The organism is Sphingobium sp. B11D3B (genome assembly GCF_025961735.1).
In the GTDB taxonomy this organism is placed as follows: Bacteria; Pseudomonadota; Alphaproteobacteria; order Sphingomonadales; family Sphingomonadaceae; genus Sphingobium.
Map to the genome: position 1 here is coordinate 2,477,852 of NZ_JAOQOF010000001.1, position 22,287 is coordinate 2,500,138.

Below are 22,287 nucleotides of genomic sequence, written 5' to 3' on the forward strand. Positions count from 1 at the left end.
TTCAGCCTTTCCTGCATATTTTCGTGCAGCGGGCAGCGCGATACTATATACGCCGTGCCTTCTAAGGTAGGCGTGACAAGCGCCAATGCCTCAGCCACATATCTCGGCCACAGTCCGCTCGCCCACCGCGCCCTGCATCGCTCGGCCCCGCCTGCGATCGCGCTGAGCACCCAAGTCTTTCCGCGGAGGGAGACTGGCCTTTCTGTCACAGCGGATTGGGCAACCACGCAGCCAACTGGAACGCGGCGGGCAGCCTCAGCGGGGGCGCTGAGGCCAAAGCCTTGGCCAATCGACCACAGCACTCGCTGAAAAACCAACGGGGCAGAAGCGGCGCTCTACGCCCTGCTGCTGCCGCGCGCAACGATTACATCTAGATTTTTCAATACTTTGGGGGAAATCATGAATAAGCAAGCCAAGTTTCTCGTGTCGGCCGGTGTCACGGCCTTGTTGGTGGCGGCTTCATCCGCCGCGTCTGCTCAGAGCAGTGATCCGATCATCGTCGATGGGCAGAACGGCACCGGAAAAGTGGTCTCCGGCAACGCGGCGCTGTCCGGCAATAGCAACGTGGTCGGGAACAGCGTCGCTGTCGGAGAGGCTGATCGCCAGACGGTTTACACCAACTTCCGCACCGAAGGCGGCGCCGGCTCGGGCGGTGGTGCCGGTCTTGGCGGCGTGTTCTTCATTGATAGCGGCGCAACCCTAACGCTGAATAATGTGAGCTTTGCGAACAATCACGTCAAAGGCGGCGAAGGCGGTGGAATTGCCACGTCGTCGGTCGCGCCGATCGCGGTTTCAGTCGTCGGCGCCTCGGCAGATGCGTCCGCTGCCAGCATTCTGCAGCCGACATTGAGCGACGTGACTTACAATGGAAACGGGCAGTTCGTCGTCAACAAGATCATTTCTATCGGAGACAATACGCTCATTCAGGCCGGCGCAGGTATTGCCCAAAAGCTCGGTGACGGCTCGGTCGGCCAGGTGAACGCGACGATCACGGAGATCAATCCCGCGGGCAGCAACGCTTATGGGACGCTTAATGAAATAAGTCTGTCAGGCGGCATCGCGATCGATTCCTCCAACGTCGTCAGCGGCCTGCTGAGCGGCGGCAACACCGTCACTCTGAACGCCCCGGTGGCGGCTGCCGATGTGATGAGGGGCCAGACGGTCTATTACAAGGACACCAATAACGTCACGCGGACTGCTACGGTCAGTCAGGTCAACTATAACAGTGACAACAAAGTCACTTCCTATGTGCTCAATGAGTCGATTTCCGCGAACGGCCCGATCGACACGCCGGCTGTATCGGCCTTCGCGGTAACACGTTTCCAGTCGGCCTCCAGCTCGACGCTTTCGAACACGATTACGCCAACCGGACCGCTAGGCGGCTTTGCCGTGGGCATGACCGTCCAGGGCGCTGGCGTTCCGGCCAACACCGTCGTTACGGCTGTCGATCTGAACAGCGGTGTCGTCACCCTTTCGAACGCGATCGACCTCCAGCAGGTGACGTCGCTGAAGGCATCCTTCAGCCCCCTGATCTCGAACGGGAGCGGCAGCGCGACCATCCAGGTGGGCTCCATCGCGGGCTTCGCGGTGGGTCAGACCGTTTCGGGAACCGGCATTCCAGCCGGTACGACGATCACCGGGATCGACCCCGATACCAAGCAGGTGACGTTGAGCAACGTCATTGGCGCCAACGGCGTCTCGGCGATCACCGCCGGCAAGTTCGTGCTCACCAGCGATCCGGTGCTGAGCGTAAATAGCGGGGCAAAGACCATCCGCCTCGCCTCGGTTTCCGGCCTCACCGTTGGCAGCTTGCTGGTCGGGGATTCGGCTATTCCGGCCAACGCGGTGATTACCGCGATCGACACCGCAACCAATACCGTCTCCTACCGGATCGATCCGGAGGCAGCCAATCTCAACAAGGGCGGTGCCATGAACGGCCTGACCGCCTCGGCGCCCGCGGGCTCCAACGGTGGCAACGGTCAGTCGGGCAGTTCCTTCAACTCCATCCTCGTCGATGGCGAAGGGTCCGCCGGAACCAATGGCTATAACGGGGGCGCAAGTGCCAACGGTGCCGGCGGCGATGGCGGCAAAGGTGGCAGTGGCAGCAGTGGCAAGCCCTTCAACACCAGCCTCATCAATGCCGTTGCACAGGACGGCATCAACCTGGGGCTGAAGATTGCGCAAGGGGCCGCGGCTCTTGCCAACTTTCCGCCTGCAGCAGCGCTGTCGGCGTCATTCTACGTCGAAGTCGCCGCAGTCGGCGTGCAGCTTGCGCTTAACACCGCCAATCTCGTCACCTGGAATATCGACCTCGCGCAAGGCAAGGTCGGCCATGGCGGCAGTGGCGGCCAGGGCGGGAAAGGCGGCAACGGCGGCACCTTCTTCGGCGGTGGGGCCGGCGGCTCGGGCGGCTCGGGCGGTGCCGGCGCGACCGGGATCACGGACGGCGGCGAAGGCGGTTCCGGCGGCAACGGCGGCACGGGAGGCTTCGGCGCAGGCGGTGGTTCCGGCGGCGCGGGTGGCGCTGGCGGCCAGAACGGCCAGAGCATCGAAGGATCTGATGGCGATGGCGGCACGAGCGGGTTCGGCGCCGGCAATGGCTCGTCGGCTGGTGTCGGCGGCGGCGGCGGTTCCGGCTTCGGCGGTGCCATTTTCGTCCGCGAGGGCGGCACGCTGTTCATTCAGGGTAACTCGATCTTCGAGAACAATTCGTCTGTGGGCGGCTCAAGCACCAATGGTGGTGCGGCAGGCCAGTCCGCGGGTGGCGCGCTCTTCATGATGCGCGGTTCCTCCGTCACGCTGTCCCCCGGTGTCGGAAACACCATCACTTTCCGGGACTCGATTGCGGACGACAGCGCCACCAGCATCTCCGGAACCAGCCTTGCGGCCGGGAACGGCGCAGGCATCCGCATTGCGGGTGGCGGTCTGGTTCAGTTCCAGGCGGCAAACACCTATAGCGGCACCACCGACATCAATGGCGGCACATTGCGGGCCGACGATGGCGTGGGCATCCATGCATCGAGCCACATCCTGTTCAGCGGTGCCGGCACGATCGGCGCGTCGGGGCAGAATGACCTCAGCCTCACGAACGCCGGCGTGCTCCTCACCTCGGGCAATTTCATCCGCTCGGTCGGGTTCAACCCGAGCCAGATCTCATGGACAGACTCGACGGGTGCGACCAAGGGCAGCGGCGGCTTTGCCGCAACCGCGGAGGGCCTGACCGTCAACCTGGGTTCGCTGAACTCCGGCGTTGGCCCGACCCTGTACTGGAACGCGGGCGGGTTCCTCGCGAACGGCCAAACACTCATGTTCGGCTCCGATGCGGTCGAGGCAACCGGCATCGTCACCTTCCGCAACAGCATCAACATGAATGGCGGGACCGGCAATATTGCCGTCTATGACAATGTCGCGAACAGCGATTATGCTGTCATGAACGGTGTCCTCTCCAACGGCGCGCTCGACGTGAACAGCGATGGCTTCACAGGCGCCCTTTATCTGACCGCCACCAACACGCTCAGCGGCATCACCGTTGGCGGCGGCACAGTTTCGACCAAGCTGAATGGCAAGGTCGGTCGCTTGATGAACGCCAGCACTGGCGGGTCGGTTACCGTCAACGCCGGCTCACTGCTGCTCGCAGGCGACGAGACGCTGACCACCGTTCAGGTCTCGGCCGATGGCACCATGACGACGCAGGGTGCCGTCACCAGCGGCGCGATCACCAACGCCGGACGATTGCTGCTGGCCGGCGGCGCCACAACGGGCGCCATCGCCAACAGCGGCACGCTCATGATGTCGAACGACGTCAATGCAGCCAGCGTGGACAATAGCAGCGTCCTTGCAATGCAGGCCGACCTCACTACGGCGGGCACGTTGAACAACGATGGGCTGCTCTTCGTGGTGGGCTCAACGCCCGAAGCCACGGAAGGCGCGGTGACCCGCAAGATCGTCACGGCAGGCCTGACCGGCGGCGATGAGAGCGTGATCCAGCTCGGCGGCCTGGCCGGCACGGTCGGTAATGTGCTGATCCTCGATCAATCCGGAAACAGCAGCTACGCCGGCGCCATCACCGGCGCGGGCGCGCTGACCAAGCAGGGTGCGGGGAAGCTTGCCCTGACCGGCGTGAGCGACTTCACTGGTCCGCTCACCATTGAGGCCGGCGAAATCGACACCACCGGGGGCGGCACTCTTGCCAACACGCTGGCGGTATCTGTGAGTGAGAATGCCACCTTCACCCTCGGCACCGACGATGTCATCACGTCGATCAGCAACGCCGGGACGCTCACCGCCAATGCAACGATCGGCCTGAACACGATCGACAACAGCGGCAGCGCCACGATCAATGCGCTTCTCATCGCCAATGGCGATGTCAGCAACAGCGCCCAAGGAAGCTTTACCGTCTCCGCAGGCGCGAATGCCGGTATTGCCGGCAAGCTCTCCAATAGCGGTAGCTTCTCGAGCAGCGGCAATTTGCAGGTGGATGGCGATGTCAGCAACCAGGCCGGCGGCACCATGACGTTTGATGGCGCCGGATCGACCCTGTTGGCCAGCCTCGACAATGCCGGCGTCGTGACGGCTTCATCGCCGCTCGCCGTGACTGGTCTCGTCGCCAACAATGCTGGCGGCCAGATCGCCCTGAACGCCGGCTCCACGCCACAGTTCGGCAGCCTCCGCAATGCAGGCACCATCAACGCCAACACCAATCTGGTGGTGGCCGGCAGCTACCAGCAGAACGCCGGCAGCCTCACGGCCTTGCACGGCCTCTCAGTCGGCTCGCTTTCGGGCGAGGGCGGGCAGATCGAAATCGGCGCAAGCGGGATGACGATCAACCAGGCCCAGGATGGCACCTATGCCGGCTCCATCTTTGGCTCGGGCACGGTCACCAAGACCGGTGCGGCAACGCTGACGCTCGCAGGTGGTGTCAACACATTTGCACCGATCATGCTCAGCATCGAGCAGGGCGGCCTGACCGTCCAGAATGCAGGCATCCTCGACAATGCACTGACCGTGGACATCGCCGCGATTGCCACGCTTACCCTGAAGGCTGACCAGACCATCCACAATCTCACTGGGTCGGGCCTGCTTGACCTGGGTGCCAACTATCTCACCCTGGCGACGGGCGGCACCTTCTTTGGCCAGATGAAGGGCACCGGCAATATCCGGCTGGCCAGCGGCGCGCTCACCATCGAGGGCGCAGTGAACTCAACGGATGGCTCCTTCGTCGTGGAACCGGACAGCACGCTCAATGTTGCGGCCACCGGTTCGGTGACGACGACCGACCTCCAGATCACCGAGAGCCGCTTGAACCTGGAAGGAACCGCAACGGCCAAAACGGTGACGGCCAGCGGTGGCGCCGTCGTCCATCTGGGCAATGGCCTCGCCATGGGCGCGGGCGGTACAGGCGGCACGCTGACCGGTCAGGTCATCTACGTCAATGGCGGCAGCCAGTTGACCGGCAATGGCACGATCAACGGTCAAACCATCATCGGTGGAGCCAGCGCGGGAATTCTCTCCCCCGGCAACTCCCCGGGCGTCATGACCTTTAGCGACCTCACGCTGGCCAACAACTCGTCCACCTTGATGGAGGTCGACGGTCTGGCCGGCGCGGGCGTCGCTGGCGGCCACGATGAACTCATCGTGCGCGGCAAACTAACCATTCAGGGCAGCGCAGCGATGGTCGTCGGAAACTCGGGCGGGTCGGACGACTTTGTCCTTCCTCTTGGCAAGGGTGTCCGTCTGTTCAGCTTTGCGCCGGGCAGCGTGAGCGGCCAGTTCGGTTCGGTCACCAGCCTCGATGCAAATGAGAATCTGATGTTCAACCTGTCGAACGGCACGCTCTACGGCCTTGGCAGCTATACCCCTGCCAGCTTCGCCGCAGCCGTTTCTGCCAGCCCTGTCGGGCAGGCAGCAATGGAAGGCATCCTTGTCAGCAACAATGGCGGCGTGTCCCAATATTATGGCGGCAATCTGCTCGGATCGCTGACGTCTGCCCTGGCGACCGGCGGAACAGCTGCCCTGGAAGCCGTGCTGACCCGCTGGTCGCCCGGCGGCTATGGCGGCATTGCCGACGCGATGAAGGTGGCGGCTCTTAATAATCTGCCTGAACTGGGCGATTATGATCGACTGTCACCCGGCAAGACGATCGCCACGGGGTCGGTCCAGCATCAGAGCCTCAAGGGCACGACCGCTACCGGATACCAGCGCAACAGCTTCAACGACACGGCGTTCAACATCGGCTTTGCCCGCGACCTGCCCTTTGCCCAGCTGAGCCTGTGGTACGGCCACAACACGGGCGACTTCCAGAACGAAACGATCAACGCGGACTTGGACGGCAACCAGTTCGGCCTCGGCGTATCGCTGCCTCTGGACGGCGACCAGTCGTTCCGCGTTCTGGGTCGGTTCGTCTATGGTGACTTCAAGACCAAGGGCGACCGGTCGATCCTGGGCGGCAGCGCAGCCTTCTCGTCGGTTGGCGGTTCGGTGATGATGTATGGCGGTGGCGTCCAGTACGTGACGACCCAAGGCCGCATTAGCTTCGATGCAACGGCCGAGGTGCTGGGCCTGCGGCAGCTGCGCGACGCGTTTTCCGAGCGGGTGTCGACTGCGGGCCTGGATCAATTCAACATCCGGCGGATGAAACGCCACGATGCTGTGGCAAAGCTGGACGCGAAGCTGGGTTATGCGTTCGCATCGGCGCTCACCGGCTACGCAAAGGTTGGCTACGTCCACGACTTTGGCGACGACTTCACCAAGGTGGTCGCTGATGGCGCGTTCGACCCGATCGTCGTATCCGTGGGCACGCCGGGCCTGGCGCAGGACCGCGTCTTCGGCGGCCTGGGTCTCCAGATGCGGCTGAGCCAGAAGGTCCAGCTGAACCTGGACGGCAATGCCGGCTCGCAAAGCAGCTACCGCGTAAACGGCGGCGTCCGCGTCCAATTCTGAAGACGACAGGCGGTCCGCTTACGCGGGCCGCCTGCAACACAGGGGGAAGGAGGATTGAACGTCTCACCATGGCGGTGTTTCTTTTATGCGCGGTCGAGGTCTTGCTCCTCCCGCGCTTTGTCAGCGCCACCTTCTTCCTGCTCACGATGATCGTTCTGTTGCACGGCCTGACCGGCCTGTCGCTCTGGCTGGCAGACCGGCGCCACGCCACAGCCGCCCCGCCCGCTTAGCGCAAGGCCAGTTCCGCAGGCTTCGGCGCCGGGCCAGCCGCCGCCGCGTCGGCCGTCGCTCCGCCGCGCAGCAGCGTCCCGCAAGCCGGGGCCTGCGTTTCGTCCGGGTCGACAAAGCCGAAGATAGCCCGCACATCCGGCAGCATCATAGACAAGCCGAACAGGCGCTGGGGCCGGAACAGATCGACCGGCTCGCGCAGCACGGTCGGCGCGGCCAGCGTGCCGCCGATCAGGATCGGCGCGGGGCGACCGAACCATTCGCGGCTCTTGCCCTGTGCCTGCAAGCGCAGATCGAGCCGCTCGCCCCGCAGATCGAACTCGCCGCGCCCGGTGACGACATGACCATCGGTATCGATCAGGATCGGGTCGGCCGTCGCCAGCCCGTCGCGCACCGAAAAGGCGATCAGCCCGCAATTGAGGTGGGTCGCGTCATCTACCGCCGCCTTATCGCCGCCGATCCCGAGGCGCTGGCCGAGGCGCCAGAATATGCCTCCCGCCGAATCCACCCCGTTGCCGCTGCGCGTACCGAACATCGCAGCACGCAGATTCGTCATATCCAGCTCCGACGCGCTCGCCCGTGCCAAGCCCACGCGGCCAGCAGGCAGCACCAGGGCGATGCGGCCGTCGGCATGACCGAGCGTCTCGCGCAGGGTCTCGCCGCGCCCGCTCAACTGGATGCGCCCGCGCGCCAGCGCCGTCGTCTCGCGCGGGGCGAGGCCCCAGCCGGCCAGCAGCGGCCCCATCGGCGTCGGCGAGAGGCGAATATCGTAGCGGGCAAGCGCCGGGCCGGACCGCGCATCAATGTAGATATCCGATGAGACGAACCCGCCGGCGAGATCGACACTGGCCGGCGACAGCATGAACCGCCCATCGATCAGCGCGAGCCGCATGGCGAGATGCGCGGGCTTGAGCACGGAGCCCGCGTCCCCGACGCCCTCGATCTGCTCGGCCTTATAGTCGACCACAGCATCGAAACTGCGCAGCGCCTCGGGAGACAGGGTGGCATCCGGCAGCAATGAGGCGACGGGTTGAGGACCTTCGCCATCGGATGGGGACGTCGCAGTGCGCAGCCCCAGCACAGCCATGCCGTCCGCCAGATGCAGGGCCCCGGACGCCAGAGACGCGACGACGCGCGGACGGGCGCCGCGTTGATCGAGCGTGAGGCTGCCGCTGAGATCGGTCTCGCCAAGCTGCCCTGCGATGCGGCTGAAGTGCCAGCCGCCGCGCCGTTGCGCGAGCCGAGCCGTCAGCGCAAAGGAGGGCGCGGCTGATTGAGCTGACGTCGCTCAACTGCAAGCGGCGGATCATGTGTCAGGATTTTATCGCTTTGGTTCTCCAAGCTCTGGAAATGACGCAGGGCAATAGGCGCAGTTGAGACACTTGACATTGCGGCCGAACGCTACCCGCGCGCTTCTCGCAGCTCACGGGATTCCCTTTAGCAGTCAGAGCTTCTTCTGATTTGGGTCGATCTTGGGCTCGCCCTTCAGCATAGGATCCCAATGCTCCGCGATCTTGCCGTTTTCGATCCGGAACATGTCGAACCAGGTCGTGTAATAGGTCTGCCCGTTCGCATCCTTTTCGGGGCGCACAAATGCAATGACCACCTTGTCCCGCTCCGCCGTGATGTCGACCATGGGGAGGCTCAATTTTGCCTCCACAGGCCGCTGCGGGCGCGAGGAGCGGACATAATCCATCACGCCGGCCAAACCCTGGGCGGCATTGGGATTATGCTGGATGTAATCCTTCGCGATGAACTCGTGCGCGCGATCAACCTGACCAGCTACAAGCACGATCCGATACATGTCGTACACCAACCGCTTGTTCCGCGCGAGCTTGGGGTCCTTGCTGGCGAGCAAGGCAGCGTGATCCGTGGGAACGGACGGCGCTCCTGCCGGCGCTTCATGCGATGAGGGCGGGGCCACAGCCGGCGTTGGGTCCGGGGCCATGGCAAAAGCGGTAGCGAGCAGGATCGATATCATGGGAGAAGCCTAGCATGACAGAGGCGGAAAAAGGTAGGACTTTTAAGCGCCGCCAATTCCTCTCGTTTAGAGATCGGATGGCGAGGCAACGCTCTGTTATGAAAAGACGATAATCTGCGCCAGCAGCGAACGATTTCTACCATCTTTGAGCGAAAGCGGCTTTGCGCGTGGAACGCCGACCATAAAAACCAGAGTATTGATCAACTGTTTCGCCCTCGCTCCCGATGGCTCCGTCGCGCGCCGCCTTAAGAATTCCCGCGACTGCTCAGTCACGCAAGGCAGCTGCGACGGTTGCTAGTTCGGCGTGGTCGCTGCCGGTGTCGAGCCGGGTCTGATCGTCGTAGATCATGGTCGCAGGTCGGTCCCGATTTGCAGGCGTCCAGCGCGGCAAACCCGGTCCGTTGGGGTCGCCGGTCCCGGCAAATCGGGTCCAGGCGCCGGCCATGAGATTGGACAGCTTCAGGGCGGCCCCGTCCCCTCCGGTCATGGTGGCGCAGCGTTCGGCATTGGCGAAAGCGTAGGGAATATCCGCACAATGGAATGCGCGTGGCCGGCCATCTAGCACCGGCGCAGGGCGTGCGAACTGGTACAGCCATGCGCCTGCTCCGCCGATGGCGGCCTTGCGACGGGCGAATTCCATCGCGCTGAGGCGCAGCGGAGCGGTCGCGATGCGGGACCATAGATCGCAGGGCAAAGCGTGCGGCGTGCGACCTTTGAAGGCCTCGATAATGCCGTCCGCACGATCGCCGAACAGGCCGGTGACCCGTTCCCGCAATTGCGCTGCCGATAAAGCCTCGAACGCCGGGTCGTTGATGCCGGTTGCGAATTCGTTGAGCGTGGTGCCGACGATCAGGGGCACATGCGCGGAATTCGCCAGCGCGCCATCGGAGAGCACGCCGCCGGGCAGAGTGGCCCCGCCGATAACCGGTCCGAACGAGAAGCGCGGCAAATTTCGCGGATCGATGGGGCTTCCCGCAAGCTTGGGATTGAGCCGCCGGGCTGCCGCATTCGATGCCGCAAGCAATTGCGGATAGGGCACATCCTGCACGGCGCGCGCCGACGTTCTCGCAATGCCCAGTTCAGCGAGCGTTGCGGCGGCCAGGCTCGCGGCCTCGTCTACCGTCACGCCGGTGGGGACATAGCCGCTCTGAACGATCGCCCGGTGGAACAGCCCGCGCGCCTGGGGCATGGCCATCAGCGCGGCGACCTTGCGTCCGCCGCCGGACTGGCCGAACAGCGTGACGCGGGCCGGATCGCCGCCGAACGCTGCGATATTGTCGCGCACCCATTGCAGTGCGGCGACGATGTCAAGCAGGCCGACATTGCCGGAGTCCGCGAAGGTGGAATCGAACGTCGACAGATCGAGAAACCCGAGCGCGTTGAGCCGATGGTTCAAGGTGACCACCACCACGTCGTGCAGGTTGGCCAGATTATGGCCATCGAAGGCGGGCAGGTCATGGCCCGATCCGGCGATGAATGCACCACCGTGCAGCCAGACCATCACGGGTCGGGGGCGACCGGCATCGCCGCGCGTCCAGATATTGAGCCGCAAGCAGTCTTCGCGCTCGTAGCTGTCATTCCATTGAAAAATGAACGCTTCTTCGTCATTGGCCCGACCTGATCCGCGATCTTGCGGACAGACCGGCCCGAAGCTCAGTGCGCTACGCACGCCCGACCACGGACGGGGCGGACGTGGCGGCAGGAAGCGATTTGGCCCGGCCGTGTCATCCGCATAGGGAACGCCCTTGAACGTCAGAACGTCGCCTTGCCGATAGCCGGCCAACGTCCCCGATTGCGTTTCCACGCGTGCCGTATCCCGGCCTGCGGATACCGCCTGCCCGCCAGTGCGCGAGGGAGCAACAGCGGCGGCTGCCATGCGAGGGGTCTGGGTGCTGGCAGCGACGATCGCGGCGCCGCCCGTTAATATCGCTCTCCGACCGACTTTCACCCTGCCGCCTCCACCCTATTTCATCTTATGGTTCTCGCGGCGGGGCAGAGATCGCATCGCAACCACAGCCCCGCCGCCGATCATCAGAACGAACGCTTCACAGTCAGGCGCCACTGCCGCGGCGCGGCCGGGAAGCCATTCACCGTGCCATTGGTCGCACGGTTATCCAGATAAGCGTAGTAATAAAGCTTGTTCGTCAGGTTCATGACGTTCGCAATCACCTGCCAATCGCCGCCCGGAGCATCCCAGGTCAGGCCTGCATTGAGCAGCGTGTAGGCCGGCACCTTGTTGAACGTCGTGTTGGGGATCGACGTCTGGAAGCTGGACTGGAACGTCATGTCCAGCCGTGGCGTCAGAGTGCCGAAATTGGCCGTATCGATGCGATACTGGGCGCTCGCGCTGCCCTTCCAGTCGGAGATCAGCGGGAACTTGGAGTCCAGCGTGGTGCCGGCGCTGATCGCGGTCGCCTGCAGCGACTTGAAGCCGATGTTGATGTAGCCGACCGCCGCTTGCAGCGTGAGATTGCTGGTCGGGCGAGCGGTCAGTTCCAGTTCACCGCCCTTGGTCACCGCCTTGCCGACGTTCAGCAGCGCGCTGCACGGCTGTGCATAGCTTGCCAGAGGCACATCCGGGTAAGCCGGGTTGGCCGGGCACGCGCTGACCGGGAGCTGGAGATCGGTGTAGTTGCCATAGAAGAAGCTGCCGTTGACGCGCAGCTTGCGGTCGAACAGGTCGCTCTTGAAGCCAACCTCATAGGAGGTCAGCTTTTCCGGCGCAAACGGGATGACCTGATAGATATTGTACGGCCGCGGGTTGACGCCGCCGCCCTTGAAGCCGGTCGCGACCGACGCATAGGTCATGATCGTGGGGGTCCACTGATACTGCGCTGCAATGCGATAATCGACATTGTCGCCCTTGAAGGTGCCCGAGGCGCCATTCACCGGGCAGACCGCCACATTAACGATCGTCCCGCCCGCTTCGGGGCAGGGCAGATAGGGCGGGCCATCGGGATGGCCGCCGAGCTGCGTGCCCGGTACGCCGAGGCGGCCGAACTTGAAGGTCTTTTCCTGCTTCGAGTAGCGCAGCCCGCCGATCAGCTGCAGATTGTCGGTCACGCTCCAGTCGACGTTGCCGAACGCGGCATAGGTCTTGGCCGGCACGCGATCCCGCCCGATGAAGTCGAAGGGCGGGATGTCGATGCGCGAATCCAGCGCAGTAAACTCATCCATGAAGAAGCCGCCGAGCGTCAGATTAACCGCATCCTGCATCAGGCTGGCATTGACGCGCAGCTCCTGCGTCACCTCGCGATAGGTCAGCGCATTGAAGCTCTGCGCCAGCGGGACCGGCGTCGCATCGTTATCCTGCGAGAACTCCATCTTCTGCTTGCGATAGGCTGTGATCGACTTGAACGAGACATTGTCAGCAAGCTTGTAGTCGATCGTCAGGGAGACACCGCCGCCCTTGGTCGCCGAGCTTGAATCCAGGCAATAGGCGCCGGAGCGGCTGCTCGGGGTCGGGTCGCAATAGGTCGCGTAGTTGGTATAGGGGCTCGTGCTGAAGCTGTCGCCAGCGAACGCCCCGAACGGGGAATAGCTGATGAATTGCGACGCGCCGGTCGCGGTGCCAACGCTGACGCCATTGATGCTGTTCTTGGGCGTCAGGCTGTCATTGCGGGCATAAAGCAACGTCTGCGGCGTGCCTTCCGACTTGTCGCTGACATAGTCCGCAGCAAGGTTGACCTCGAGCGCATCAGTGGGCACCCAGCGCAGCTGGACGCGCCCGGCTGCCACGGCCTTCCCGCCTTCAGTGCCGAGCTTGCAGTTCGCATCACGCGCGAAGGACGGAACCTGCGTACCCGGATGCGTGCAGGCATAATCGTACCGCGTGACATAGCCATCCTTGTGGTCGGTCACGCCGGTGATCCGCATGAACAGGCGATCGGGCACCAGCGTCATGTCCGCTGCCGCATTCACGCGCACGTTATTGTAGCTTCCGTAAGAGAGCGAGATGAACCCGCCGCCATTGCCGGTCGGCTTCTTGGAATACAGCTTCACCGAGCCGCCGATCGAGTTCTGCCCGGCCAACGTGCCCTGCGGACCGCGCAGGACCTCGATGCGATCGAGGTCGACCAGATCGAAGTTCGCGCCAGCGATGGTGCCGTAATAGACGTCGTCGATATAGGTGCCGACGCCGGGCGAAACGGCGGGATTGAAGTCCACCTGGCCCACGCCGCGAATGAAGGACTGAACCGACGGACCGGCGCCAGCGGGAGCCGGCTGGAGCACGACGTTAGGGGCCTGGGCTGCGATATCGCTGACGGTGGTCAGCCCCTGCGCGGCGATCGTCTCAGCCGACAAGGCCGTGATCGCGAGCGGTGTTTTCTGGGCGCTCTGGCCACGGAACTGCGCGGTCACGACGATTTCGCTGATGCCGTCCTCGGCCTGCGCAGTCGGTTCCGCCTGATTGACGGGTGCCGTCGACGGAGCCGCCTCCTGCGCAAAGGCGGGTGCCGCACAAGCGATTGCCATCGCGCCGACCGCGACGGAGTTGCGCAACCAGGTCGCGCCGTTGATTTGCCAGATGCTCATGGTCTTCATTCTTTCCCTCCTAGAAGCACCGCTCTCGACGAGTGGGCCGAACCATTGAATTTCAATCGATTGCAAAACTGAATGAAAAAGAAGGCGCCGGGCGCCCGGAATTACTGCTTTGGTTTCAGGTCGTTGCCAGCGCCAGTTGGGTGGCTGGCACCCATGTGCCATGCACCTGAGCGCGCAAGGGCAGCGGCACATGCACCTTGGCAACCGGCCCCGCCCCGACCGCGCCAGCATCGATGACCCATAGCTGCGAGGCGAAGGCCTGATCGCCGACCTGGCGATCGACCACAGCAAGCAGCCACCCGTCATGCCCTGGCGCGGCCGAGGGCACGTGAACGGGCTCGCTGATTGCGTGACCGGGCGGCAGTGCGAGCGCGTCGAGCCCGCCATGCGCCACATCGATGCGGATAAGCATGTTGAAGGTCATGCCGACCGGGCCGCCGGGCAGCGGAGGCGGCCCATTTGGATTGACCGTCAGATACCAGCCGAAGCTGTACGGCAGGCCGGTATCGGCATCGCGAATGCGCGGCATGTCGCCCGGGGGGCCGAGCGGCCGCACCTCGTAGGAAGAGCCATCCTTGGTGAGGTCGAACGTCCAGCGTTCGAAGGCACCGCGGATCTCCTGCTGACCGCGCTGGATTCCGCCCGCTTCGCGCATGAACGGAAATGCGTTCGTGTCGGATACAAAGATGTCGAGATGAACCCGATCGCCTTCATCGAAGGCGTTCATGATATGAAAAGCGGACGCGCCAGCCGCGCCTTCGAACCAGCGCATCGCAGTGACATCGCCATCGCGCGGCATGATTCCAACGCGGCAGGTCAGGTCCTGCTCATGGGCCCATTTCGGCCCGCCGGCGCGCAGCCGCTCAAGATCGGTGGTGGTCGGAAAAATCGGGAAAATCGCGCGGCTCTTCGTGATCGCAAAGTCATGGATCATGCCGCCATAGGGCTGGTCGAACCACTGCTCGCGAACGAGGTTGCCGTCGCGATCCGCAATCCCATAGGCGATCGCCCGCGAACATTCGCCATCGGCCTCATAGCCGAAGAAGAACAATTCGCCGGTTTCGGATTCGATCCGCGAATGGGCCGTCATCGTCTCCGATTTGAGGGCGCCGCCGAAATCCCACGCACCGAGCGTGTCCAGGGTCGTCGGATCCACGCGATAGGCGCGGCCATCCTCCTTCGTCATGAACAGCCGGCCTGCATGCCAAAGCGGCGTCGTGTTCGCGACAGTGCGATCAACCCCCGCAACGCTGGGGTCATCGGTAAAGGGATTGCGATACTGGCCGAACAGCGCGCGCCGGGCTTCGCGCTCGGCCGCATAACGCGCGGTTTCGACATAGCGAATGTCATAATCCACAGCGCCATGGTCGAACTTGAAACGCGCGATCATCCCGTCTCCCGACAGGATATGATCGTCATCGAACATGGGCGGGTGGGCCGGATCCGGGACCGCGCGAAAGAAGGCGCCTTCAATCTCGGACGGGATCTCGCCTTCCACCAGCAGGTTGCGGACAGACGCTTCGGTGCGAACAGGCGTATTAAGGCCCGTGAAATTAATGGTCTGAGGAAAAGCGGTCATGACAGGACTCCGGCAGAGCTAATCCGCCGCAGTTGGTCCGCATCTAGCGAATCGCCGATTATCTGACCGCCCGCCATCCCAAGCCCCTCACATCTATCTCTTTTCAGCATCTTAAGATGCTTCAGCCCTATAAATATTCACCGTCCGGCCGATCGTCTGGCCATGACGCGCCGGCGCCGATACCAACATCGCGCGGGCGGGGCTACAAAAAAACAGACAATTCAGGGAAACACGCAGAATGCTCATGGCATATACTGCGCCACAGCGGGCGCTACGGGCAGGGCGCTTTATGATTGGCAGGGCCCGGTAGCCCGCGTCGCAGGTCAGGTGCTGCGGATCAGGCCTTCCATGGCAGCGGATGCTTCCTCGGCCGCGCCCGCCGCGACGGCATCAAACAGCGCCCAATGTTCGCGCACGGTTTCGCGCGGCGTGCTGCTACCGCCCTGAAATTCGGTATACCACAGCACAAAAGTGCCAAGACTGTTGCCCAGATTGACCAGCGGGGGATTGGCCGTCGCCTGCAACAGCACTTCATAGAACTGGCGGTTCGCGGCCTGTCCCTTCTCGCTTGTCAGGCCAAAACGTTCCATATCCTGCAAAGCCTCGCGCATTCTTGCGATCTGCTGGAGCGTGCGCCGCTGCGCCGCAAGGCTGGCAATTGCGGGCTCAATGATCAGCCGCATCTCGACCAACCCCTCGAGCACGGATGTCGAGGCACCGCCTTCGAACATCCACTCCATCACGTCCGGGTCAAGCAACGCCCAGCGTGTGATGGGCATGACAACGGTGCCGGTGCGCTGGCGGGACTCAACCAGGCCCTTGGCGGCAAGCACACGGATCGCCTCGCGATAGGCGCTGCGGGAAACGCTCAGCTCATCGCTGGCATTGAGCTCGGTCGCGAGGATATCGCCGGGATGATGCTTGCCCGTTACGATCGCCACGCCGAGATCGTGCGCGATCCGACGGTGCAGGCTCGTTTTCTGCCGCTTCAGCTGCACCGGCCGGCGGCTCGCCTTGTTCGTTGCGGATTTTGTCATTGCCTACCCATGGTTGCGCCGAGTTTTGCAGCGTCAGCTAGCCGGATTGCGGCCTGAAAGCCAGCATGGCGCGCACAAGCTGCCAGATTATGCAGCGAATTTATGCCTTTGCCGCTTATGCGGAATGCGCCGGCACGACGAAGTCTCGGCCGATCTGCGATGGCGCGGCGGGGCCGGAACCGGGCGTCCCCGCGTTCGTCACGCTCTAAGAAGATTGGAATATGGGCTCTTAATAGCCGTTTTCCGCTGCGCGCGGCTGTCCGTGCGGGAACCGGACACGAAATTGGAGCCATCATGCCGTGGGTAAGACGGCCAATCTTGCCAATGATCTGTTTTTTTGCGACCAAGCTCCGCCTCACCGGTCCCCGACTGGTGTTTATGGTCTGACAATTCTGCGGTACCCGTGTTTCTGCATCCCCATCGTCAGCCTGCGAGCCTTCGGGCGATAGAGAGGAAGTCTATATGAGTAATGAGTCATTTTCGCGCCGCAGCTTGTTGTCTGCCGGCATCGGCGCTGCTGGTGTCGCCACTGCATTCCCGGCCATGTCCGCTGCCCAAACGAGCGCAGCGGCCGCGCGGCAGCAGCAGATCTCCGACATGACCGGAAAGGCGCTGACGCCGCCGAGCTTCGAATTCGCATTCGAAATCAAGATCGAGCTGGGCAAGCGCCTGCGTTACGGCCCGACCTTCTGGGGCATGGATCGCGGCTATGTCGGTGTTCTCGGCGGCACCGTGAAAGGCCCCAAGCTGAACGGCAAGATCATCCCGCACAGCGGTGGCGATTGGCCGACGGTGAAGCCGGACGACACGGTGCGGTTCGACGCCCGCTACCTGATCGAGGCCGATGACGGCACCATTATCGAGCTGCACAACACCGGCGTTCGCTATGGCAGCAAAGAGGTGCTGGAACGGATGCGCAAATATGAGCCGGTCGACCCTTCCGAATATTATATGGGCCTCACCCCGCGCTTCGACGCGCCGGTTGGCCCGCACGACTGGCTGAGCCGCACGATTTTCGTCGGCAAGGCGGACCGCCGTGAGTCTCAATCCATCTTCACTTATTGGGCGATGGTATAACGAGGCGCCGCTGCTCCCGGGGGCATCGGTTGATGCCGTCGCGCACCCCGGGGGCGGCCATTCTTAGCCATCACGCCAGATGGCGAGATGCTCGGGAGCGATCTCCTTCCAGGTGAAACCGGGATAAAAAATAGCGGCTCCTCGTCATATACGAGAAGCCGCTATAGCAGCCATCAGCGCTGACTGATGATCAGTCCCGCCTAGGGAATATCATGTCGCGCCAGCGTCCACTTGCTGTCGCTGCAAAGCGTACAATCCGCGCCCCGGAACACCTGGGCCGCCTTCTTGTCGCCCTGTAATTGCCATTGCAGCCAAGCGCCGGTCACCCGGCTATATTCGTCTTCATCCTGCGGGCCCCAATATTGCGCGGTATGCCCCACGCCGCTGCGATAAGCCCACACCGCCGGCACAGAGCCCAGCCGGCTGAAATCGTCCTTGCTGTTCGCATGGGCGCCATCGGACGGATCGCCGCTGAAATAGGCGATGGGCACTTTGACTCGCGCCAGATCGGCTTTGGTCACGCGCGCACCCGGCAGACCGCCCGGACCGGTGGACCAAACCCCGCTGTTGAGGATGACCGCCGTCGTCACCCGAGGATCGGCCACCGTCACTGCCAGCGCCTGCAGCCCGCCACAGGAATGCCCCATCGCGGCAACATGGCGCGTGTCGACCCGCTTGAAATAGGCGCTACCGCGACGCTGGCTCTCCGCCGTAGCCCAATCGATCGCCCTGCTCAGTTCCACGGATTCGGAAGGGCCAGGCGCGTTGAAATCGATCGGGCCCGTCGGCATGTAGGGCTCGGCATCATGATCCGTCTCGTATCGCGCATCGCCGATCTGCCCGACCGCAATCACCAAAAAGCCCCGCGATGCGATATCCGTCAGGAACCTGCGGTAGCGATTGCCCACCGCCGCGCAGCCGCCATTCCCCCAGGCGACGATCGGCATACGGCCTTTGACGCCGTCAGGACGGTAAATGACGTGGTTGGGCAAGCTCGGCACCGTCTCCATCGTCACCGTGAACGGCCCGGTACGCGGCAAAAGCCTGACCGATTCAACAGGTGCCGTCGGAGTCGGAGTTGGAGCCGCCAAAAGTGAAGCCGGCCAGCTAAGGCCGGCTAAGACTATTGCGATGATGGCATACTCCTCAACGCGGGTACCGATCGATTTCAGACCCGTCTCAAGCGACAGTCTTCTAAACATCTGATGCAGTCCTTAGGGAGGATTTGGCCGCCTGCCAGCTATTCGATCCACTGGCATGCGGGAGTTCGTTGGAACCCATTTTCTGCAATTGCAAGGTGAAAGCAAGGCGGGCGTCGTGATTGCATCGCTACCAAAATTCAGCAGCGCATAAACTTTGAAGATACTGCGCCCTCAGACACCTGAGAAATCAAGCGTCTGGACATTGGTTATGCTACACAATCGTTTAAGTTCAGATCAGGAAAAATCGCCTGACACAGCGTCCTGTTGCGAAAGGACGCTGCCATTTCGACCCTGTTATCTGAGCGATAGATCAATCCTGCGTGGTAGCCTGTCCTATCTGCGCCAACGCCGCGGCGCGCTTGCGCTCGCTCCCCGGGCACAGCAGCGCATCGCCAATCAGCAGCAGGGTGGGATCGTCGCGCCCGATGGTGCGCACGAGAAAGGCCAGCGCATCGAGCCGGCCGCGCAGCAGGCGCTCATCCGGACGGGAGACATTGACGGTGACCATGACCGGTGTCTCCGGGGGCAGTCCGGCCGCAATCAGGTTGCGGGCAATTTCCGGCGCGGCGTCGCGGCCCATATAGATGGCGAGCGTCGCTTCGCCGGCAGCGAGGCGTGACCAATCGACATCGAGCGGCTCCTTGCCGCGCGCATGGGCGGTGAGGAAGGTAAGTTGCCGTACCGACCCGCGCAGCGTAAGCGAGACGAGGCCGCTGGCGGCCGCGGCGCTGGCCGCCGTGATGCCGGGGCAGATGTAGACAGGGATGCCATGCGCGGCACAGGCCGTCAGCTCCTCTGTCGAGCGGCCGAAGATCGAGGGATCCCCGCCCTTCAGGCGCAACACCCGCCGTCCGGCCAGTGCCGCCGCGACGATCAGCTGGTCGATCGTCGCCTGATCCTTGCTGTGGCGGCCCGAGCGCTTGCCGACGCTGACATGCTCGGCCTGCGGGGCAAGATCGAGAATGTCTCGCCCGGCCAGCGCATCGTAGAACACCACATCGGCCTGTTCGAGCAGGCGCAGGGCCTTGCGGGTGAGCAGATCGGGATTGCCCGGTCCGGCGCCGACGAGCCAGACAGCACCCGGCAGAAAATCCTCAGCCATGGACGGCCTCCTTCGTTTCGGCAGCGATGAGCTGCGTAATGGCGGGGCGGCAGGAGCCGCAATTGGTGCCCGCGCCGAGCGCCGCGCCAATGGCGGCGACATCGACGCCATCCTGCCCACGAATGGCCGCGACGATGGCGTGGAGGCCTACGCCGAAGCAGGCGCAGATGATCGGGCCGGGATCGACCTGAGCGCCCGGCGCGCGACCGGCGAGCACCTGCGGCCCCTGCGGCTGGGCAAGCTGGCCGATGAGCCAGTCGCGCGCCGGCAGATCGCCGTTGCGGGTGACGAACAGCACGGCGGCCAGCCGCCCGTCCTGCAGGATCGCGACGCGCCGCGTGCCGCGTGAGGGATCGCTCGCCTCGATGCGCTGACCGCGCGGCAGGGCTGCATCCAGCACGGCGGGATCACCCTCCCCGGCCAGCTCATAGAGCGCGCCATTGGGCACGGCGATGCGCGTCGCCCAGAGGCAATCCGGTGCCCTGGGGGCGCTCAGTGCCGAGCCGTGGAGGATGAGGAAGCCGCGCCAGTCGACCGCGACCGGCTCGATGCGAGCGGGCGTCATCTTGAAGCCGGGCTGACCACTGTGCGGATCGACCAGCGGACGCGCAAGCAAGCCGGTGCGCCCGCCGGTGGACTGGCAATCGGTCCAGTGGATCGGCGTGAACACCTCGCCCCGGCGCTGGCCAGGCATATGCGCGACGCGGAACAGGCTCTCTCCCTGCGGCGTCACCACGCGCGCCAGTGCGCGGTCTTCCAGCCCCAGTTCGGCGGCATCGGCGGGATGCACCTCGACCAGCGGCTCCTCGCGATGGCGCGCCAGCTTGGGGCTGAGGCCCGTGCGCGTCATCGTATGCCACTGATCGCGATAACGCCCGGTGTTGAGGGTCATCGGCCAGTCGCGCAACTGCGCCTCCGCCTCGCGCTGGACGACCGGCACCAGCCGCGCCTTGCCGTCCGGCGTGGAGAAGCGCCCATCGGCAAAGGGCGTGCCGCCCCATTGGAAAGGCTCGAGCGCGTCATAATCCGCATTGCCCAGCGCCACCTTGTCCCGCAGGTCGAGCAGGCGTGCGCCCTCATTGCGGTAGGTGGTGAGGCGGGCATGTTCGCGCCAGATTTCCGCCGGATGCGCATAGCCAAAGGCCGTACGCCAGCCCATGCGGCGGCCGACTTCCTTGATGATCCACCAGTCCGGCTTCGCCTCGCCGGGCAGCGCCAGCACCGCGCGCTGGCGGCTGACGCGCCGCTCGCTGTTGGTGACGGTGCCATCCTTCTCGCCCCAGGCCGCGGCGGGCAGGCGCACATGCGCGAAGCGGGCGGTGTCGGTATCGGCCATCACGTCCGAGACGACGACGAAGGGGCAGCCAGCCAGCGCCTCGCGCACGCGCGCCGCATCGGGCAGCGAGACGGCGGGATTGGTCGCCATCACCCAGAGCGCCTTGATGCGCCCCTCGGCAATGGCCCGGAACATGTCCACCGCCTTGAGGCCGGGCTTGGTCGCCATGCGCTCCGCCGCCCAGAAGCGACCGACGTCGGCGACGTCCTCCTCGCCAAAACCGCGATGCGCGGCCAGCGTCGTCGCCAGCCCGCCGACCTCGCGCCCGCCCATGGCATTGGGCTGGCCGGTGATCGAAAAGGGCGCCGCGCCCGGCTTGCCGATGCGGCCGGTGGCGAGATGGACATTGAGGATCGCATTCACCTGATCAGTGCCGCGGATCGACTGGTTGATGCCCTGGCTGAATAGGGTGACGGTGCGCGGCGTGGCCGCAAAAAGGTCGTAGAAGCGCTGGAGATCGGCAGGGGGAAGGTCGCAGGTCTTTGCGATGCTCCACAGATCATGGTCGCGCTCAAGCGTTTCCCAGAAACCATCCGGTGCGGCGACATGATCGGCGAGAAACGCCGCATCCACCAGCCCTTCGCGCCGGCAGTGCGCGAGCAGGCCGTTCATCAACGCCACATCCGTGCCAGGCTTGAGCGCAAGATGCAGGTCGGCATCCTCGCACGTCTCGGTGCGGCGCGGATCGATGACGACGACTTTGATGCCGCGCTCGGCCCTCGCAGCCATGATCCGCTGATAGACGATGGGGTGGCACCATGCGGTGTTCGAGCCGACGAGCACGATCAGATCGGCCGCATCGAGATCCTCATAGCTGGCGGGGACGATATCCTCGCCGAACGCGCGCTGATGGCCCGCCACCGCGCTGGACATGCACAGGCGCGAATTGGTGTCGATGTTCGCCGAGCCAATGAACCCCTTCATCAGTTTGTTGGCGACGTAATAATCCTCGGTCAGTAACTGGCCCGATACGTAGAAGGCGACGCTGTCCGGCCCGTGGCGCGCGATCGTTTCGCGGAGGCGGCGGGCCACGAGATCGAGCGCTTTGTCCCAGCCGGCCCGCTTGGCGCCGATCATCGGGTGGAGCAGACGGCCCTCCAGCCCGACCGTCTCGCCCAGATGCGTGCCCTTGGAGCACAGCCGCCCGCGATTGGCCGGGTGATCGGGATCGCCCTTGATCGCCATGCTGCGCGGGCCGATGGGCGTCGCGAGAATGCCGCAGCCGACGCCACAATAAGCGCAGGTGGTGCGGATGTTAGCC

The 22,287-nt window shown here is 64.1% G+C and carries 13 protein-coding genes; 4 read left to right on the forward strand and 9 right to left on the reverse strand.

Annotation, left to right across the window (positions count from 1 at the left end; all coding sequences use genetic code 11):
- Window positions 1–399 precede the first annotated feature (399 nt).
- Window positions 400–6,939 carry an autotransporter-associated beta strand repeat-containing protein gene (locus M2333_RS11565; protein ID WP_264611856.1) on the forward strand — a complete coding sequence of 2,180 codons (6,540 nt, stop codon included), beginning with the start codon at window positions 400–402 and terminating at the stop codon, window positions 6,937–6,939.
- Window positions 6,940–7,007: 68 nt separating this feature from the next.
- Window positions 7,008–7,169, forward strand: a complete 162-nt coding sequence (locus M2333_RS11570) for a hypothetical protein (protein WP_264611857.1) — start codon at window positions 7,008–7,010, stop codon at window positions 7,167–7,169.
- On the opposite strand, the gene M2333_RS11575 is transcribed toward M2333_RS11570, so the two are convergent.
- The 6 genes from M2333_RS11575 to M2333_RS11600 form a co-directional block, all read right to left on the reverse strand.
- Window positions 7,166–8,419 (reverse strand): AsmA family protein, encoded by a 1,254-nt coding sequence (locus M2333_RS11575; RefSeq protein ID WP_319801322.1) that lies wholly within the window; start codon window positions 8,417–8,419, stop codon window positions 7,166–7,168. The genes M2333_RS11570 and M2333_RS11575 overlap by 4 nt on opposite strands.
- Before the next feature lie 192 nt (window positions 8,420–8,611).
- Window positions 8,612–9,115 carry an ester cyclase gene (locus tag M2333_RS11580; protein WP_264611858.1) on the reverse strand — a complete coding sequence of 168 codons (504 nt, stop codon included), beginning with the start codon at window positions 9,113–9,115 and terminating at the stop codon, window positions 8,612–8,614.
- Between the two features lie 298 nt (window positions 9,116–9,413).
- The gene (locus tag M2333_RS11585; RefSeq protein WP_264611859.1) at window positions 9,414–11,024 is read right to left on the reverse strand and encodes a carboxylesterase/lipase family protein; all 1,611 of its coding nucleotides are present in this window, start codon (window positions 11,022–11,024) and stop codon (window positions 9,414–9,416) included.
- A 155-nt stretch (window positions 11,025–11,179) separates the two neighbouring features.
- Window positions 11,180–13,693: a TonB-dependent receptor gene (locus M2333_RS11590; protein WP_264611860.1), complete on the reverse strand. Its 2,514-nt coding sequence runs from the start codon at window positions 13,691–13,693 to the stop codon at window positions 11,180–11,182.
- 115 nt (window positions 13,694–13,808) lie between these two features.
- On the reverse strand, window positions 13,809–15,272 hold the full coding sequence (locus M2333_RS11595; RefSeq protein ID WP_264611861.1) for a carotenoid oxygenase family protein: 1,464 nt from the start codon (window positions 15,270–15,272) through the stop codon (window positions 13,809–13,811).
- 323 nt (window positions 15,273–15,595) lie between these two features.
- Window positions 15,596–16,309, reverse strand: coding sequence for a FadR/GntR family transcriptional regulator (locus tag M2333_RS11600; protein ID WP_181560778.1), 714 nt, complete (start codon window positions 16,307–16,309; stop codon window positions 15,596–15,598).
- A gap of 65 nt (window positions 16,310–16,374) precedes the next feature.
- On the opposite strand from M2333_RS11600, the gene M2333_RS11605 reads away from it, so the two are divergent.
- Window positions 16,375–16,518, forward strand: a complete 144-nt coding sequence (locus M2333_RS11605) for a hypothetical protein (protein WP_264611862.1) — start codon at window positions 16,375–16,377, stop codon at window positions 16,516–16,518.
- 253 nt (window positions 16,519–16,771) lie between these two features.
- Window positions 16,772–17,386 carry a DUF3237 family protein gene (locus M2333_RS11610; protein ID WP_264611863.1) on the forward strand — a complete coding sequence of 205 codons (615 nt, stop codon included), beginning with the start codon at window positions 16,772–16,774 and terminating at the stop codon, window positions 17,384–17,386.
- Between the two features lie 200 nt (window positions 17,387–17,586).
- Here M2333_RS11610 and M2333_RS11615 read toward each other — a convergent pair whose 3' ends face one another.
- From M2333_RS11615 to M2333_RS11625, 3 genes are all read right to left on the reverse strand, one after another.
- Window positions 17,587–18,426, reverse strand: coding sequence for a dienelactone hydrolase family protein (locus tag M2333_RS11615; RefSeq protein ID WP_264611864.1), 840 nt, complete (start codon window positions 18,424–18,426; stop codon window positions 17,587–17,589).
- 472 nt (window positions 18,427–18,898) lie between these two features.
- On the reverse strand, window positions 18,899–19,690 hold the full coding sequence (gene cobA / locus M2333_RS11620) for a uroporphyrinogen-III C-methyltransferase (RefSeq protein WP_264611865.1): 792 nt from the start codon (window positions 19,688–19,690) through the stop codon (window positions 18,899–18,901).
- On the reverse strand, window positions 19,683–22,280 hold the full coding sequence (locus M2333_RS11625) for a nitrate reductase (protein WP_264612615.1): 2,598 nt from the start codon (window positions 22,278–22,280) through the stop codon (window positions 19,683–19,685). Before M2333_RS11625 ends, cobA begins: the two co-directional genes overlap by 8 nt.
- Window positions 22,281–22,287 lie beyond the last annotated feature (7 nt).